Genomic DNA, 14,035 nt, shown 5'->3' with positions numbered 1-14,035 from the left:
CCCCGCGGCGCTCCATGCCCACCTTCGGCCTCGACCGCACCGGCCGACTCGACCGCGACCTCGGCGACGGCGTCACCGCCACCATCACCGTCGCCCCACCTGGCACCGTGACCGTCAACCACTCCACCACCGCCGAGCGACCGCCGGACCCCGGTCGACCCGTCGGGCGGTCCTCGCTTCGCTGCGGTCCGTTCGACTCCGATTCTCCTGGGGGGCGACCCCCAGACCCCCGTCGGGTCGTCGGGCGGTCCTCGCTTCGCTGCGGTCCGTTCGACTGGGACTTCCTCGTCCGGCATGTGACCGCGGCCCTAAACAGGGAGCGGGCCGCCTTCGAGGCGATGCTGCCGGCCGGTCACCGCTGGCCGCTCGCGCGGTGGCGGGACGAGATCCTGGCGCATCCGCTGTCCGCCGCGGTCGCCTGCGGGCTCGTCTGGGAGGTCGAGACAGGGGAGGGGGCCACCCTCACCGGGCTTCCCGCACGGGACGGCGACGGCTGGGCGCTGACCACCGTCGACGGCACTCGCGTGGCCCTGGCCGGCGGGGCGACGGCGCGGCTCTGGCACCCGGTCGACGCCGGGTCGGACGAGGTCCGCGCTTGGCGTGCCGCGCTGGGCGCCGACCCGGCCAGGCAGCCGTTCGACCAGGTGTTCCGGTCCGTGCACCTGATCGCACCGGCCGAGCGCGAGACCCGCTCGTACTCCAACCGCTTCGCCGCCCACCTGCTGAGCGAGCCGGCGCTGGGGCCGCTGGTCCGTGCCGGCCGCTGGGCCTGGACCTCCGACGGCCGCGCCGAGTCGTGGATCGAACGCGACGAGCTCTCCGGCGCGTTCGCCGACGGCGGCTGGCAGGCCCGCTTCTACGTCGACGAGATCGAGGACGGCCACTTCGCCACCGACCAGGTCCGCTTCTACCGGCGAGAGGACGCCGACTGGCACCACGTGGACCTCGAGACCGTCCCACCGCGCGTCTTCTCCGACGCCATGCGGGACGTCGAGACGTGGGTCGCCGCGTGCTCGGTGGCGGCCGACCCCGGCTGGAGCGACACGGGCGCCGAGCGCCGTCCGGCCGGAGCGTGGCGGGCGGCGGCGTTCGGCGACCTGACCGAGACCGCCGAACGCCGCCGCGAGGTCCTCGCCGGGCTGCTGCCGGGGCTGCGCGCCGCCGACCGGATGGAGCTGACCGACCGGTTCCTGCGGGTGCGCGGGACGTTGCGCACCTACGACATCCACCTCGGTTCGGGGAACATCCGGATGCGGCCCGACGACACGTACCTGTGCGTGGTCGCCTCCCGGAGCCGCGACGACCCCGGGTTCCTGCCGTCCGACGGCGACCGGAGGCTCTCGCTGATCCTGTCGAAGGCGCTGCTGCTCGCCGACGACGCGGCGATCACCGACCCCACGATCACCGCCCAGCTCCGCCGCCGCTGACCGATGGGCGGTCACTCCCCGCGCAGCTCCACGGCCCGCACGCGGCAGCGCTCGGCCTCCTCGGGACGGCCCTGCACCCGGTGCAGGAGCATCAGCGCGAAACCCGCCTCGGAGTGCCCGGCGGCGAGCCAGCGCTCCAGTTCGGCGCGGACGTCGGCGCCGTCGTCCGGGCCGTCCAGCAGCTTGGTGTAGCGATCCATGCAGCGGTAGAGCATCCGGTCCTTCGCGAGCAGGACCGCGCGGGTCGCCCAGCGGCGTGCCGCCTGCCCGCTGAGCCGCTTGGCCAGGCGCAGCGCGGGCAGCGACACGTGTTCGGGACCGTCGCCACCCTCAGCCACCAGCTCGGCCGGGACGGGGCGTGCGGCGGGACGCGCCAGCCAGTCGTCGGCCTCGGCCTCCCGTCCGGTGGCGTCCAGGATCAGGGCCAGGCTGTAGACGGCCTCCGGGTCCCCGGCCTCGGCCGCCTCCCGGCACGCGCGCTCCGCCGGCTCCAGATCGACGCCCGCCAGGGGGGACGTCACGGCCTGGACCGCCGACCAGTAGTCCTGCGGCGCGAACTCCACGACGCGCAGCTACTGCCGCGCGGCCCCGCCCGCGGCGTCGCCGAGCGCGAAGGCCAGCAGCGCGCGCCGGGCCCAATGCGCCGCCTCGTCCCGCACGGCGGCCTCGGCGTCCTCGCCCGCGTCCTCGAAGAGGATCCTCGCGTCGAGCATGTCGTCGGCCCCGAACACGTCATCGCCGATGAACTCCGAACGGTAGTCCTCCAGGGCCGTCAGCCGGTCGGTGAGCATGTGGGCCAGCCCCGCCGCGGCGGCCCCGTCGCCGGGTTCCAGCGCCAGGGCGTGCTGGTACCACTGCTCGGCCTCCGTCCACCGCTCGCGCAGCGCGGCCAGCCAGAGCGCCGCCTGCTCGTCGTCGTCGCCGGGCTCCTCGAGCCACACGCCGTCCCGCATGGCCGTATCGCACTGCCGGTGCAGCAGCCCGCCGAGGAGCACCGCCGCGAGGCCGTCGTGGGGGTCCAGATCCAGCGCCCGCCGGAGCCAGCGCTCGCCGTCCGGCGTCGTGTCGGGGCTGATCAGGATCGTCGCGTCCACCTGCACGCAGAGGCGGTGCCCGAGCCTGCGCGCGGCTCCGGGCCGTCCCGCTCGCGCCCACCGCTCCAGCTCGTCGGACGGGACCGTCTCGGTCTTCTCGGCTGCCATGGCGGGGATCATGCCATCCGGCACCGACGGACGGGGCCGCTATGGTCCCCGGGCATGTACAGCTTCTACTTCCTGCACCGGGCGGACATGGTCAACAACAACGGCGACATGGTCAGCCGCTCCTACGTGCTGAACGCGCCGGACGACCTCGCGCGCGCCCTGGCCGAGATCGCCGCCGAGGACGCCGCAGCCGAGTACGGCGCCGACGTCCTCGAACTCCGCGTCTACCAGGACGGACACCTCGCCCAGACGCGCGATCTGCGTGAGGGCGAGGAACGCGGCGGCCTCATCCGCGCGGACGCCGCCGATGACATCCCCGCGCTGGAGGGAACACCCCTTCCCGCCGGCCACCCCGTGCGGGTGGAGGGAAGACTGCTGCAATACGGCTGCACCTCGAGCGGCTGACCCGTTCAGTGCGCGGTGATGAGGACGACGCCCGCGGCGACGACACAGGCGGCGGCGACGCGGCGGGCGCCGAGCCGCTCGGAGAAGAACACCGCCCCGATGACCGCGCCCGAGATCACCCCGGTCTCGCGCAGCGCCGCCACCGACGCCAGCGTCCCGCGGGTCTGCGCCCACAGCACGATCCCGTACCCCGCCATCGCGAACACCCCGCCGCCGAGGCCGAGCAGCCACTGGCGCCGGTCCAGCGCGGTGACCAGCCGCCGGCCGCGCATCGCCGCGACGATCGCGACGGTGATCGGGGCCTGCACCGCGAACAGCAGCGTCGTGTACGGCAGCGCGCCCCCGGCCTCGCGGACCCCGACCCCGTCCAGCACCGTGTACGCCGCGATCGACGCGCCGGTCAGCAGCGCCGCGGTGATCGCGCGCGGGTCGCGCCGTCCGCCCGCCGCGAAGGCCAGCACGCCGAGCCCGCCGCAGACCGCCGCCACGCCGGCGAACTGCGGCCACGACAGCCGCTCGCCGAAGAGCGTCGCCGCCACCAGCGCGACCACCAGAGGCGCGCTGCCCCGGGCGAGCGGGTAGACCTGGCTGAAGTCGCCCAGCTCGTACGACTTCAGCAGCAGCCCCATGTAGACCACGTGCACGACGATCGACGCCGTCAGCCACGGCCACGCGCCCGCGTCGGGCAGGCCGGTGAACGGCAGCACGGGCAGGGTCAGCAGCGTCTGCGTCAGCGCGATCACCGCGAACGACACGGCGTGGTCGGCGGCGCCCTTCGCGATGGCGTTCCAGGTGGCGTGCAGGACTCCGGCGAGGATCACGGCGAGTGCGACGGTCATGTCCGGCACTTCACCTGAAACCGGGCGGGACGTCCATGGATTTAGGCGAACTCGAAAGGACGTTCCGCGACCGGTCCCTTGACCGGAGTTCGTGACGTCCCTGGAGCCGGTCCCGTCCGCCGTGATAGGGACGGAGTCACGGGCCGGCGTACACCCCGACAGGTGGGAGGGCACGTGTGAACGACCAGGACCACCCCCGTTTCGTCCTCGACCCCGAACTCCCCGCAGGCGACCGCGAGCTGCTCGAAGGCCGGCCCCCCGAAGGGCTGGTGGCGGCCTGCCTGCCGCCGCCGTCCCCGCCCGCCCTCGGCGCCGCCGCGCTCGCCGGACGCCTCGTCTGGGTCCCGACGTTCGCGTTCTTCTACGGCGTGCTCCCCGGCGGCTGGATCAGGGTGTTCTTCGCCGCGTCGCTCGACGAGGAGGACCTGATGGGCGGCGTCCTGCGGTGGGGCAGGCTGCCGGTGCTGACGATGATGCTCACCCCGGCGGTGCAGATCGCGCTGCTGCTGCTCGGCCAGGTCGAGGCCGCCGCGCTGCTGGCCGCCGCCGGCTTCACCGGCTGGGGGATCGGGGCGCTGCGGCACATGGGCGAGCCCGCCCCGGCCCGCGCCGCCCGCGAGCACCACGGCCGCTACCTGCTGCCCGGCGACTTCGACCGGCCCGCCACCCGCCTCCTGGTCCGGGCGCAGCGCGCGGTCGAGAGCGTCCTCGGCTCCGAGGCGCAGGCCGCCGGCCTGCTCGACGGCGTCAACAACACCGTGGTGCTGCCGCGCGAGGAGTGGGCGATCGCGCGGGCGCTGGCCGAGCACACGCGGCTGCGCCGGGAACGCCGCGCGCAGCAGCCCGAACGGCTCACCCCGGCCGTCCGCGCCCTGCTGAGACCGCAGGACCGCGCCCTGGAGACGTCGGTCCGCTCGGTCACCCGGCGGATCGAGGCGCTGGAGGCGTACGCGCAGCGGGCGCGCGAGGCCGACGACGCCTTCCACGAGTCGCTCGTCCTGCAACGGCTGCCCGAGCAGAACGCCCGCTACCGCGAGCTGCTGGCCGGGACCGCGGGGGACGATCTGGCCGGCGCCGAGATCCAGGGCCTGGCCGACGACGCCCGCCGCGCCGAGACGGCCCTGCGCGACCGCGTCGCCGGCGCCGTGCGCGCGGGCCACGACCTGGAGCTCGCCGCCGACTGACCGGCCGGCCCACCGCCGCGGACGGCGCGCACAGATGGCGGGTCACGGCTGCCGGCGGCCGTTCTACTACGGTTGTAATAGAGGGTCCGGGTAGGGTGGTGCACCCATCGGCGTCCGCCGTCCCCGAATCAGCGAAGGCTGCTCCTGTGGTTCGACGACAGCTCGGCCAACTGGAGGCCGAGGTCCTGGCCGCGCTGGCCGCGGCGGACGGCCATCTGTCCCCCGCCGAGATCCGCGCCCGCCTCGACGGCGAGCCCGCCTACACCACCGTCAACACGGTGCTCTTCCGCCTGTACGACAAGCGGCTGGTCACCCGCGAGCGGCAGGGCCGCTTCTTCACCTACCGGCTCGCGGTCGACGAGTCCCGCCTGGTCGCCGACCGGATGCACGACCACCTCCGCTACGCCAGCGACCCGTCCGGCGTGCTGAGCCGGTTCGTCCAGACGCTCAGCAGCGAGGAGGAACGGCTGCTGCGGTCGATCCTCGGGCGGGACGGCCTGGGACCGGGCGCATGAACTGGATCACGTTCCTGCCGGCCGCCGTGACTTTGGCCCTCGCGACCGCGCTCGGGCACGCGGCGCCGCCGCTGCATCCGGCCTGGTCGGCCCGGCTGCTGGTGACCGTCGCGGTGACCACGGTGCTGGCCGTCGCGGGCACGGTGGTGTTCGTCGGCGTCAACTACCTGGCCGGCCTCGCGCCCGGCTTCACCACCTGGCTGCCCGAATGGGCGCTGTTCGGCGACGACCGGCCGCTGCCGAGCGCGGTGGGGCTGCCCGCGCTGACCCTCGCCGCCGGCGGCGCGGTGCTGGTCTGGCGGCTGGTGGCCGGCTGGACGGCTGACCTGCGCTCGGCACGGGCGGCGACGCGGCGCCCGCTGGACACCGACGCCCCGATCGCCCTGGCGGTGCCCGGACGCGGCGGCGGGGTGGTGGTGTCGCGCGGGCTGCTGGCGATGCTCACACCCGAGGAGCTGCGCGTGGTCTTCCAGCACGAGCGCTCGCACCTGCGGCACTCCCACCACCGCTACCTGGCCGCGGGGTCGCTCGCCGCGGCGGTGCTGCCGCTCGGCCGGCTGGACGAGCGGCTGCGCTTCGCCGTCGAGCGCTGGGCCGACGAGGACACCGCCGAGTGCGTCGGCGACCGCGGCCTGGTGGCGCGCACCATCGCGCGGGTGGCGCTCACCCGCCCGCCGGGGGAGTTCCCGGCGTACGGCCCGTTCGCCGGGGTCACGGGCTCGGGCGTCGTGCAGCGGGTCCAGGCCCTGCTCGGGGAGCCGCCCCCCAAGAACACGGTCTCCGGACCGGTCGTGGTGGTCTGCGCGGGCCTGGTCACCAGCGTGCTGGCCTCGACCGCCCTTCAGATCGACAAGGCCCTCGGGCTGACCTTCCCGTTCCTGTGAGCGGGCGCGCGAAGGGGCCGGGTGGACGACCCACCAGGCCCCTCCGTCCAGGGGTATCCCCTGTTCCCGCTAGTGCGCGGCGTCGTACTGCTCGATCACATGGGCGGGAATGCGCCCGCGCTCATTGACCTTGATGCCGTGGTTCTTGGCCCACTCGCGGATCTCGGCCGAGCGCTCGCGGCTGTTGGTCGTGCGCGCGCCCCGGGCGCCCCGGGCGGGGGTCTTGCGGGCCTTGCGCGCGCTGGACACGAACGGGCCGAGTCCCTCACGGAGCTTGGCGGCGTTCTTCTTGCTCAGATCGATCTCGTAAGTGGTGCCATCGAGGGAAAAACTGACCGTCTCATCAGCTTCTCCACCGTCGATGTCGTCGACGAGTAGGACTTCGACCTTCTGTGCCATGCGGGGACTCCCTAGCTATGCGTCCGGCTTGGCGTCCGGATGGGTCTCGATGAATGCAGCATAGACCTCATCGGATATCTTGCCACGTTCGGAGAGTTCGACGCCTTCGTTCAATGCCCACTCCCGGACGTCGCCGTTGGTGTAGCCCTTGATCTTCGCCGTTCGGCCGGACTTACGGCCCTTCCCGGCGGGCTTCACCTCGGCGGCGTTCTCGATGAACGGCGCCAGAGTGTCGAGCATCTCATGTAGACGCTTGTGGTTGTCATCGCTCAAGTCGATCGTGAACGTCCGACCCAAGACTTCGAAGTCTCGCTTTGCGACATCGCTCGCTTCGGAGCCGTCGATGTCGTCCACGCGAATGACCTTCTCGGCCATGTGTACTGTGTCTTCCTTCCCGTGGCCAACGCGGCGACCTTGACCGTAGCGGATTCCGGGCGCTGGTGAGGCCATGGGGCGGCGCGGCCGGCCCGTCCCCGCCCATGCGTTCCGCGCGTCCCGCCGTGCGCGGGCGCCCGGCGCGTTCCCGGGCGAAGTCCGCGGGGCGCGCCGCGGCGCGCGAAATTGACGGCGGACGGCGCCGCCGCCGCCCGCATCGGTGAAGGTGTTCGAGTATGAACCGTTTCGGGTTCGCCTGCCCGATGTCAGGCTCCGATGCCGGTGGCGACGTTTTCGCGGTGCCGTGTTCCGGTTTCCCGCCGTTGCCGCGCCGGGGCGGGCCGGCCGGGCGGACGCGGCGGGCATTGAGCCGCCCGCCGGAGAGAAGCGGGCCCGCCGACTTGCGGTCGCGGGGACAGAACTATGTGCGGCACAATCGGTTGTTGCGTCAGGCGCAGCGGCCCGGTAATCCGGGACGCCCGGCGCGGCCGGAGGGCGGGCGATACCGCCGGATCCCCTCTCCGGATTGTGCCGGACTACTGTTTGACGCGATGTCAGCAGCGCCGGCCCGCCGCCGGGCCCATCGAACCGCCCGGCGCGGCCCGTCGTGCGGTGCGTCGGCGGCGAGGGCCGAATCGGATGCCGATGCCGTATCGATCCGATTCCGGTCCGTCACCACCGGCGGCGCGCCCGCGACCAGGCCGGGTGAACCCACCCTTCGGCGGCTTGGAGGCGGTCACACCGCTCTCTCCAGCATTCTCGTCACCCGAGAGCGGAAGAATCGATAGTCTCGTCTGCTAATCCGCCGACCATACGAATTCAGACTCTGGGAGCAACCCCGTATGACCGTCGCGAACCGGGCACAGGCGATAACCCGCTGGGGCGCCATCGCGCTCATGGCCACCGCGGTTCTGACCGCTACGGCGGGTGGCTTCGCCCAGTCCTACGCCGGGCTGTACCACTGGGCGCTCGAACACGGCCTCAGGGGCTGGAAGGCCGAGTCGTTCCCCCTCCTGGTCGACCTGTTCATCATCGTCGGCGAGCTCGGCCTGTTCCTGCTGGCGATCGACGCCTTCGTGCTGCGCCGCAAGCACCTGCTCAGCTGGCTGGACTTCTGCCTGCCGCTGACCATCGCGCTCGCCGGCTGGACCGCGAGCCTCATCTTCAATGTCGGGCACGTCGGCCAGCGGCAGTTCTCCTACCAGGCGACGGCCGCGGTGCCGCCGATCGTGTCGATGCTCGGCCTGTTCGTCCTGCTGCGCACCCTGCACCGCTACGTGTCGATGGACGAGGAGGCCGAGGCGAAGGAGGATGTCGCCGAGCAGCGCGCCATCGCGCCGCCGGTGACGCTGCACCAGGTCACGCTGATGCCGCTGCGGTCCACCGGGCCGTTCCCGCAGGTGCCGCTCCGTCCCGACAAGGCGATCGAGTCCGGACGGCTGAACGGCGCCGCCGCCCAGTCGCTGGCCGAGGCCGCCGCCGGGACCGCGCGGGCCAAGTCGCGGGCCGCCGCCAAGGCCGCCCAAGCGGCCCAGGCCGCTCCCGCGGCGCCCGCCGCGCCGCCCGAGCCCGAGCCCGTTCCGGCCGCCTCGGCTCCCGCGCCTGTCGCGCCGGCCCCCGGGCCCGCGGTCGTCGCCGCGGCGGCGGCGTCCGGGCTCAACGGCCACGGCGGCCTGGGCGCCACCGCGCTGGACGAGCCGGTCTCCTCGGCGCTGCGCGAGATCAGCCCCGAGAACCTGCGCGCCATCGTGATCGAGATCCTCGAGCGGCACCAGGGCGACGTCGCCGCCACGCTCGCCGACGTCACCGCCGACGGCTACCGCTGCGACGAGGCCGAGATCCGGCGGATCAGCGACAACCACTGGTTCCCGTACGCGGTGTACCGGCTGCTCGCCCGGCACGACGGCGACGGCGAGCTGGTCGCCCAGGAGCTCGCCTCCCGCGGGATCGTCTACGACCAGGCGGCGCTCGACGACCTGGTCACCTCCTGGCGGGTGTGAAGGAGGGCGCCGGCGGGCGGCACCGCCTCGGGCCGGATCAGCCGGGGTTCGGGCGGTGCACGATGAGACCGCCGCCGATCCGCCAGGTTCCGCCGTCCGCCGCGGCGCCGCGCAGCCCGTCCAGCGTGCCGGGTCCCGCGAGCGTCACCAGCGCGGCGAGGCCCAGGGACGCGAACCCGTAGGTGCGGTCCGGGTCCCACGCGGTGCTGTGCCGCAGGCGGCGGCTCATCTGGGCCCAGCCCGGCGCGGCGCCCGCCACCACCCACGCGTCGGGCTCGCCCGCGCAGAACCGCCGCGCGGGCCGTAGCCACGACGCGGCGGTCTCCGGCCAGTCGACCACGGCCAGGACGTGCCCGCCCCGGGCGTGCCACGCGTCGCCGAAGGCGTCCGCCGCGCCGCGGGACGCCGCGTCGCGGCCGTGGCCGATGGTGACGGCCTCCATACGGGGACGCCGCCGTCCGGCGAGCAGCTCGAGCAGCGTGGCGAGCTCGGCGGCGGTGTGCGGTTCGGGCGCCGGCCCCGTGCCGGTCCCGGCGTGCCGGACCAGCGGTGTTCTCGAGGGCATGTCCCTCCTCAGGACGCGTCGTGCAGGACGAGGCCCAGGGTGCGCCGCCGCCCGGACCGGACCGTGCTGACGCCGTGCCGGACCGGTGCCGCCGACCATCCGCGCGTCGAGCGCACCGGGCGGTCCCGGGTGGTGAAGACGAGCCCGCGGCCCTGCTCCAGGGCCGTGACCGTGCCCCGCGACTGGGCTCGTGGACGCTGCTCGACCAGCAGGAACTCGCCGCCGGTGTAGTCGGCGCGCGGGACGTCCAGGCCGATCACCACCTGGAGCGGGAACACCAGCTCGCCGTACAGGTCGCGGTGCAGTGCGTTCCAGTCGCCCGCGCCGTAGCGCAGCAGGATCGGGGTCGGCCTGGCCTGCCCGGCGGCGTGGCACATCTCCAGCCATTCGGCGAGGGTGTCCGGCCACGGCGCGGGGCGTCCGAGCTTGGCCGCCCAGTCGCGGGCGATCGGCAGCAGGCGCGGGTAGAACGCCTCCCGCAGCCGCTGGACCGGCTCGGGGAACGGGCGGGCGAAGTAGCGGTACTGGCCCTGCCCGAACCGGTGGCGGGCCATGTCGACCGTCGAGCGGAACCGCCCCGCGTCGTCGTAGAGCGCGGCGATCTCACGGCACTCGTCCGGGGTGAGGACCGGGGGCGTGAGCGCGCACCCGTGCTCGTTCACCTCGCCTGCGAGCGCGGCCCAGTCGGCCCCCTCGACCCGCTCGCCCGGGTCGGCCGCCATCACGGTGGTCATGGTGTCTCCTTCCGTCTCCCTGGAGAACACCGGACGGGCCGCGAACGCTTGGCGGAAATCCGACGTCACGTTCGCGGGGCGCCCGCGGTCGCGGCGAGCCCGGCGACGAGCCGCCGGATGACGCCGCCGAGGAACAGCCGGAAGAGCCAGCCGGTGCCGGTGTACCTGGGCCGGAACCGGGAGCGCCAGGAGATGACGGTGCCGTCGCCGTCGGGGGTGAGGAGGAGGTCGGCGCGATAGCCCACCAGTGGCAGGCCGGACAGCAGCACGTACCCGAACCGCCGCCCGGGGACGGCCTCGACGACCTGCTCGCGGCTCTTGACCGTCCCGGTGGTGAACACGCGGATCGCGCCGATGCCCTCGCGCTCGGTCTCGCCGGGCCGTTCCAGCTCGAACGAGCCGAGCGGGGAGCACTCGGGCCAGCGCGCCCCGTCGAGCAGCAGCCGGTACACCGCGCCGGGGTCCGCCGCCGAGCGCGCGGTCACCTCGATCTCCTGCATCCCGCCCTCCTCCGTCAGTCTGTACCGTGTGGTACATGTACCATACGGTACATGATCGAATCGACCCGGCCCGAGGCGAAGGCGGCGCTGCTGGAGCGGGTGGTCGAGCACCTGGCCGAGGCGGGCGTCGGCGACCGCAGCCTGCGCGGCATCGCCGCGGGCGCGGGCACCAGCCACCGCATGCTGATCTACCACTTCGGCTCCAAGGAGCGGCTGCTGGTCGAGGTCGTGCGGGCCGTCGAGCGGCGGCAGCGGACGGCGCTGGCCCGGCTGGAGGAGGAGGTGGCGGGCGAGGCAGGTGAGGCGACCGAGCCGGCCGACGTGGCCCGCGCCTTCTGGCGGCTGCTCAGCGACCCCGCCCTCGCCCCGCACGAACGGCTGTTCTTCGAGCTGTACGGCGCGGCGCTCGCCGGGCGGTCCGGCGCCGCGCCGCTGCTGGACGGGATCGTGGATACCTGGCTGGAGCCCGGCACCGAGCTGGTCGCCCGCGGGCTGCCGCCCGGGGATCCGCGCGCCCGGGCCCGCGCACGTGCGCTGCTGGCCTTCGCGCGCGGAGCGCTGCTCGACCTGCTGGCCACGGGCGAGCGCGCCGAGGTCGACTGGATGGTGGACGAGTTCATCGATCTCGCCTTCCCGTGAGTCTGAAGACGGCTCCGGGGGCTCCAGGGGTACTGCCGGTCGGCGCCGCGCCCATCCCGACGGCCGACGCCCTGGCCGAAACGAACCGAATGTTAGGTTCAGGTGTGTTCGAACGAGAAAGCGACGGGTGCGGGCGCACCGCCGGGCTCGGACCCTGGGGGCAGTGGTGACCGCCGCGCCGAGGGTGCTGTTCCACTTCGCGCCCACCGACGTCCTGCGCGCCCGCCTCGAGCCCCGCCTGGACGGACTCGACGTGCGGTGGTGCGCCGAGCACGACGAGGAGCGCTTCGCCGCGCTGCTGCCCGAGACCGACGCGCTCTGGCACGTGCTGCGCCCGATCACCGCAGCCGACCTGGCCCGCGCCCCGCGGCTCGGGCTGATCCAGAAGCTCGGATCCGGGGTGAACACCATCGACCTGGACCGGGCCCGCGCCGCCGGGATCGCGGTCGCCAACATGCCCGGCGCCAACGCGCCCGCCGTCGCCGAGGCGGCGCTCACGCTGATGCTGGCCGCGCTGCGCCGGGTGGTGCCGCTCGACGCCGCCACCCGGCGCGGCGCGGGCTGGCCGATCGACACCACGCTGCCCGAGCGGGTCGGCGAGATCGGCGGGCGGACGGTTGGCCTGGTCGGCCACGGCGCCATCGCGCGGCGGCTGGAGGCGCCGCTGGTCGCGCTCGGCGCCGCGGTGGTCTGGCACAGCCCGTCCGGGTCCGCCGCCGACCCCGGCTGGCGCCCGCTGGACGCGCTGCTCGCCGAGTCCGACATCGTCTCGCTGCACCTGCCGCTGACGGCGTCCACCGAACGGCTCATCGACGCGCGGCGGCTCGCGCTGATGAGGCCCGGCGCGGTGCTGGTCAACACCTCGCGCGGCGGGGTCGTCGACGAGCCGGCGCTGGTGGAGGCGCTGCGCACCCGGCTCGGCGCCGCCGGGCTGGACGTGTTCGCCGCCGAGCCCATCGACCCGGCCAACCCGCTGCTCGGGCTCGACAACGTGGTGGCGCTCCCGCACGTCGCCTGGCTCACCGCCGAGACCATGGACCGCTGCGTGGACATCGCCGCCGACAACACCCGCCGCCTGGCCTCAGGGGAGCCGCTCCGCAACCTGGTCCCCTGAGGCCGGCCCGTGCCCGACCGGCCCGAGCGCCGTGCGCGAGCGCGCTCGCGCCGCCTGGCTCCCCGCCACAGCCGGACGTGCCCACCGGCGCCGTAGCCACCAGGGCCGTCGTCGAGGAGTTCCTCCGCGTCAGCGCGGGCGGCGACCCCGAGGAGGTCGCCGCGCACCACCGCGTCTTCGGCGACGTCTGCCCGCCCGGCAAGGGCGCGGTGACGGTCGGCGAGATCCTGGTCGACGGGTCCGACGCCGTCCTGACCGGGACGAGCACGCAGCACGTCACGACCACAGGCAGGGAGTTCGCCATGACGTTCGCGCTACACCTCACCGTCGAGAACGGCCTGCTCACACGGCACCACATGTACGAGGACAGCCTCGCGGTCGCCGAGGCGTTCGAGCGGTGACGCGGGCGGGGGCGGGGGCGCCGGCGTCAGGACCGGTCGAACGAGCCGTGCCGGCCCGCGCCGGAGGCGAAGCGCGCCGCCCCGTCGAGGGCGCCCGCGGCGAGCGAGATCTCGCCGTGCCGGAACTCCGACGCCAGCGCGCCGCCCTCGTCCAGAGCGTGCTGGTCCAGCACTGAGGCGCGGTCCTCGCGCAGGCACGTCTGGGGGAACGCGGCGAGGTGCGCGGCGAGCTCCCGCGCAGCCTCCACCGCCCGCCCGGTCGGCACGACCCGGTTGGCGAGGCCGATCCGGTGCGCCTCGTCGGCGTCCACGGGGCGGCCGGTGAGGATGAGGTCCATCGCGCGGCTCTCCCCGATCAGCCGGGGCAGCCGCACCGTGCCGCCGTCGATCAGCGGGACGCCCCACCGGCGGCAGAAGACCCCGAACACCGCGTCCTGCGCCGCGACCCGCAGGTCGGCCCAGATCGCCAGCTCCAGGCCGCCCGCCACCGCGTGGCCCTCGACCGCCGCGATCACCGGCTTGGACAGCCGCATCCGGGTCGGCCCCATCGGGCCGTCGCCGTCCGGCGCGGCCCGGTTGCCCCGGTCGGTGCCGAGGGCCCGGAGGTCGGCGCCCGCGCAGAACGTCCCGCCCGTCCCGTACAGGACGGCCACCGCCGCGTCCGGGTCGGCGTCGAACGCGCGGAAGGCGTCCGCGAGCGCGGCGGCGGTCGGGCCGTCGACGGCGTTGCGGCGCTCGGGACGGTCGATGCCGACCAGGGTGACCGGGCCGTCGCGCTGGACCAGGACCGTCTCGGTGCTCATCGCGTTCGCTCTCCTCGCGTCGGGGGCGTCGACGCACCCTACCCACCGG

At 74.5% G+C, this 14,035-nt stretch carries 18 protein-coding genes; 9 read left to right on the top strand and 9 right to left on the bottom strand.

The annotated features are described in order from the left end of the window. Nucleotides 1-14 precede the first annotated feature (14 nt). On the top strand, nt 15-1,427 hold the full coding sequence (locus tag QP090_RS01625) for a DUF4132 domain-containing protein (RefSeq protein WP_285936627.1): 1,413 nt from the start codon (nt 15-17) through the stop codon (nt 1,425-1,427). Nucleotides 1,428-1,438: 11 nt separating this feature from the next. On the opposite strand, the gene QP090_RS01620 is transcribed toward QP090_RS01625, so the two are convergent. Then, nucleotides 1,439-1,990 (bottom strand): hypothetical protein, encoded by a 552-nt coding sequence (locus QP090_RS01620; protein ID WP_285936626.1) that lies wholly within the window; start codon nt 1,988-1,990, stop codon nt 1,439-1,441. 9 nt (nt 1,991-1,999) lie between these two features. After that, nucleotides 2,000-2,629: a hypothetical protein gene (locus QP090_RS01615; RefSeq protein WP_285936625.1), complete on the bottom strand. Its 630-nt coding sequence runs from the start codon at nt 2,627-2,629 to the stop codon at nt 2,000-2,002. Between the two features lie 54 nt (nt 2,630-2,683). Here QP090_RS01615 and QP090_RS01610 point away from each other — a divergent pair, with 54 nt between their 5' ends. After that, on the top strand, nt 2,684-3,034 hold the full coding sequence (locus QP090_RS01610) for a hypothetical protein (protein ID WP_285936624.1): 351 nt from the start codon (nt 2,684-2,686) through the stop codon (nt 3,032-3,034). 5 nt (nt 3,035-3,039) lie between these two features. On the opposite strand, the gene QP090_RS01605 is transcribed toward QP090_RS01610, so the two are convergent. Further along, nucleotides 3,040-3,873, bottom strand: a complete 834-nt coding sequence (locus QP090_RS01605; protein ID WP_285936623.1) for a DMT family transporter — start codon at nt 3,871-3,873, stop codon at nt 3,040-3,042. Between the two features lie 176 nt (nt 3,874-4,049). Here QP090_RS01605 and QP090_RS01600 point away from each other — a divergent pair, with 176 nt between their 5' ends. The 3 genes from QP090_RS01600 (at nt 4,050) to QP090_RS01590 (ending at nt 6,456) form a co-directional block, all read left to right on the top strand. Continuing rightward, a complete protein-coding gene (locus QP090_RS01600; RefSeq protein WP_285936622.1) occupies nt 4,050-5,057 on the top strand; it encodes a hypothetical protein in 1,008 nt (335 codons plus the stop codon). 146 nt (nt 5,058-5,203) lie between these two features. Beyond that, nucleotides 5,204-5,572, top strand: coding sequence for a BlaI/MecI/CopY family transcriptional regulator (locus QP090_RS01595; RefSeq protein ID WP_285936620.1), 369 nt, complete (start codon nt 5,204-5,206; stop codon nt 5,570-5,572). After that, complete coding sequence (locus QP090_RS01590; RefSeq protein WP_285936619.1) at nt 5,569-6,456, top strand: M56 family metallopeptidase; 888 nt, start codon at nt 5,569-5,571, stop codon at nt 6,454-6,456. Before QP090_RS01595 ends, QP090_RS01590 begins: the two co-directional genes overlap by 4 nt. A 69-nt stretch (nt 6,457-6,525) precedes the next feature. Here the strand turns inward: QP090_RS01590 and QP090_RS01585 are convergent, their stop codons facing one another. After that, nucleotides 6,526-6,855 (bottom strand): histone-like nucleoid-structuring protein Lsr2, encoded by a 330-nt coding sequence (locus QP090_RS01585; RefSeq protein WP_285936618.1) that lies wholly within the window; start codon nt 6,853-6,855, stop codon nt 6,526-6,528. Nucleotides 6,856-6,870: 15 nt separating this feature from the next. Next, nucleotides 6,871-7,230 (bottom strand): histone-like nucleoid-structuring protein Lsr2, encoded by a 360-nt coding sequence (locus QP090_RS01580; protein ID WP_285936617.1) that lies wholly within the window; start codon nt 7,228-7,230, stop codon nt 6,871-6,873. Nucleotides 7,231-8,072: 842 nt separating this feature from the next. On the opposite strand from QP090_RS01580, the gene QP090_RS01575 reads away from it, so the two are divergent. Beyond that, nucleotides 8,073-9,230 (top strand): DUF2637 domain-containing protein, encoded by a 1,158-nt coding sequence (locus QP090_RS01575; protein ID WP_285936616.1) that lies wholly within the window; start codon nt 8,073-8,075, stop codon nt 9,228-9,230. Nucleotides 9,231-9,267: 37 nt separating this feature from the next. Here the strand turns inward: QP090_RS01575 and QP090_RS01570 are convergent, their stop codons facing one another. The 3 genes from QP090_RS01570 to QP090_RS01560 all read right to left on the bottom strand — a co-directional run bounded on the left by QP090_RS01570 (nt 9,268) and on the right by QP090_RS01560 (nt 11,029). Further along, nucleotides 9,268-9,795, bottom strand: a complete 528-nt coding sequence (locus QP090_RS01570; protein ID WP_285936615.1) for a type 1 periplasmic-binding domain-containing protein — start codon at nt 9,793-9,795, stop codon at nt 9,268-9,270. A gap of 8 nt (nt 9,796-9,803) precedes the next feature. Then, a complete protein-coding gene (locus QP090_RS01565; protein WP_285936614.1) occupies nt 9,804-10,529 on the bottom strand; it encodes a 2OG-Fe(II) oxygenase in 726 nt (241 codons plus the stop codon). A 65-nt stretch (nt 10,530-10,594) separates the two neighbouring features. Further along, nucleotides 10,595-11,029 (bottom strand): SRPBCC family protein, encoded by a 435-nt coding sequence (locus tag QP090_RS01560; protein WP_285936613.1) that lies wholly within the window; start codon nt 11,027-11,029, stop codon nt 10,595-10,597. Nucleotides 11,030-11,080: 51 nt separating this feature from the next. Between QP090_RS01560 and QP090_RS01555 the strand changes: the two genes are divergently transcribed. From QP090_RS01555 to QP090_RS01545, 3 genes are all read left to right on the top strand, one after another. Next, complete coding sequence (locus tag QP090_RS01555; protein ID WP_285936612.1) at nt 11,081-11,668, top strand: TetR/AcrR family transcriptional regulator; 588 nt, start codon at nt 11,081-11,083, stop codon at nt 11,666-11,668. A gap of 163 nt (nt 11,669-11,831) precedes the next feature. Continuing rightward, nucleotides 11,832-12,782, top strand: a complete 951-nt coding sequence (locus QP090_RS01550; RefSeq protein WP_285936611.1) for an NAD(P)-dependent oxidoreductase — start codon at nt 11,832-11,834, stop codon at nt 12,780-12,782. A 77-nt stretch (nt 12,783-12,859) separates the two neighbouring features. Then, nucleotides 12,860-13,183 (top strand): nuclear transport factor 2 family protein, encoded by a 324-nt coding sequence (locus QP090_RS01545; RefSeq protein WP_285936610.1) that lies wholly within the window; start codon nt 12,860-12,862, stop codon nt 13,181-13,183. A gap of 26 nt (nt 13,184-13,209) precedes the next feature. Here the strand turns inward: QP090_RS01545 and QP090_RS01540 are convergent, their stop codons facing one another. After that, nucleotides 13,210-13,986 (bottom strand): crotonase/enoyl-CoA hydratase family protein, encoded by a 777-nt coding sequence (locus QP090_RS01540; RefSeq protein ID WP_285936609.1) that lies wholly within the window; start codon nt 13,984-13,986, stop codon nt 13,210-13,212. Nucleotides 13,987-14,035: the final 49 nt, after the last annotated feature.

This window comes from Actinomadura xylanilytica, from assembly GCF_030283145.1.
GTDB lineage: Bacteria > Actinomycetota > Actinomycetes > Streptosporangiales > Streptosporangiaceae > Spirillospora > Spirillospora xylanilytica.
This window is presented reverse-complemented; position numbering and strand designations above follow the sequence as displayed.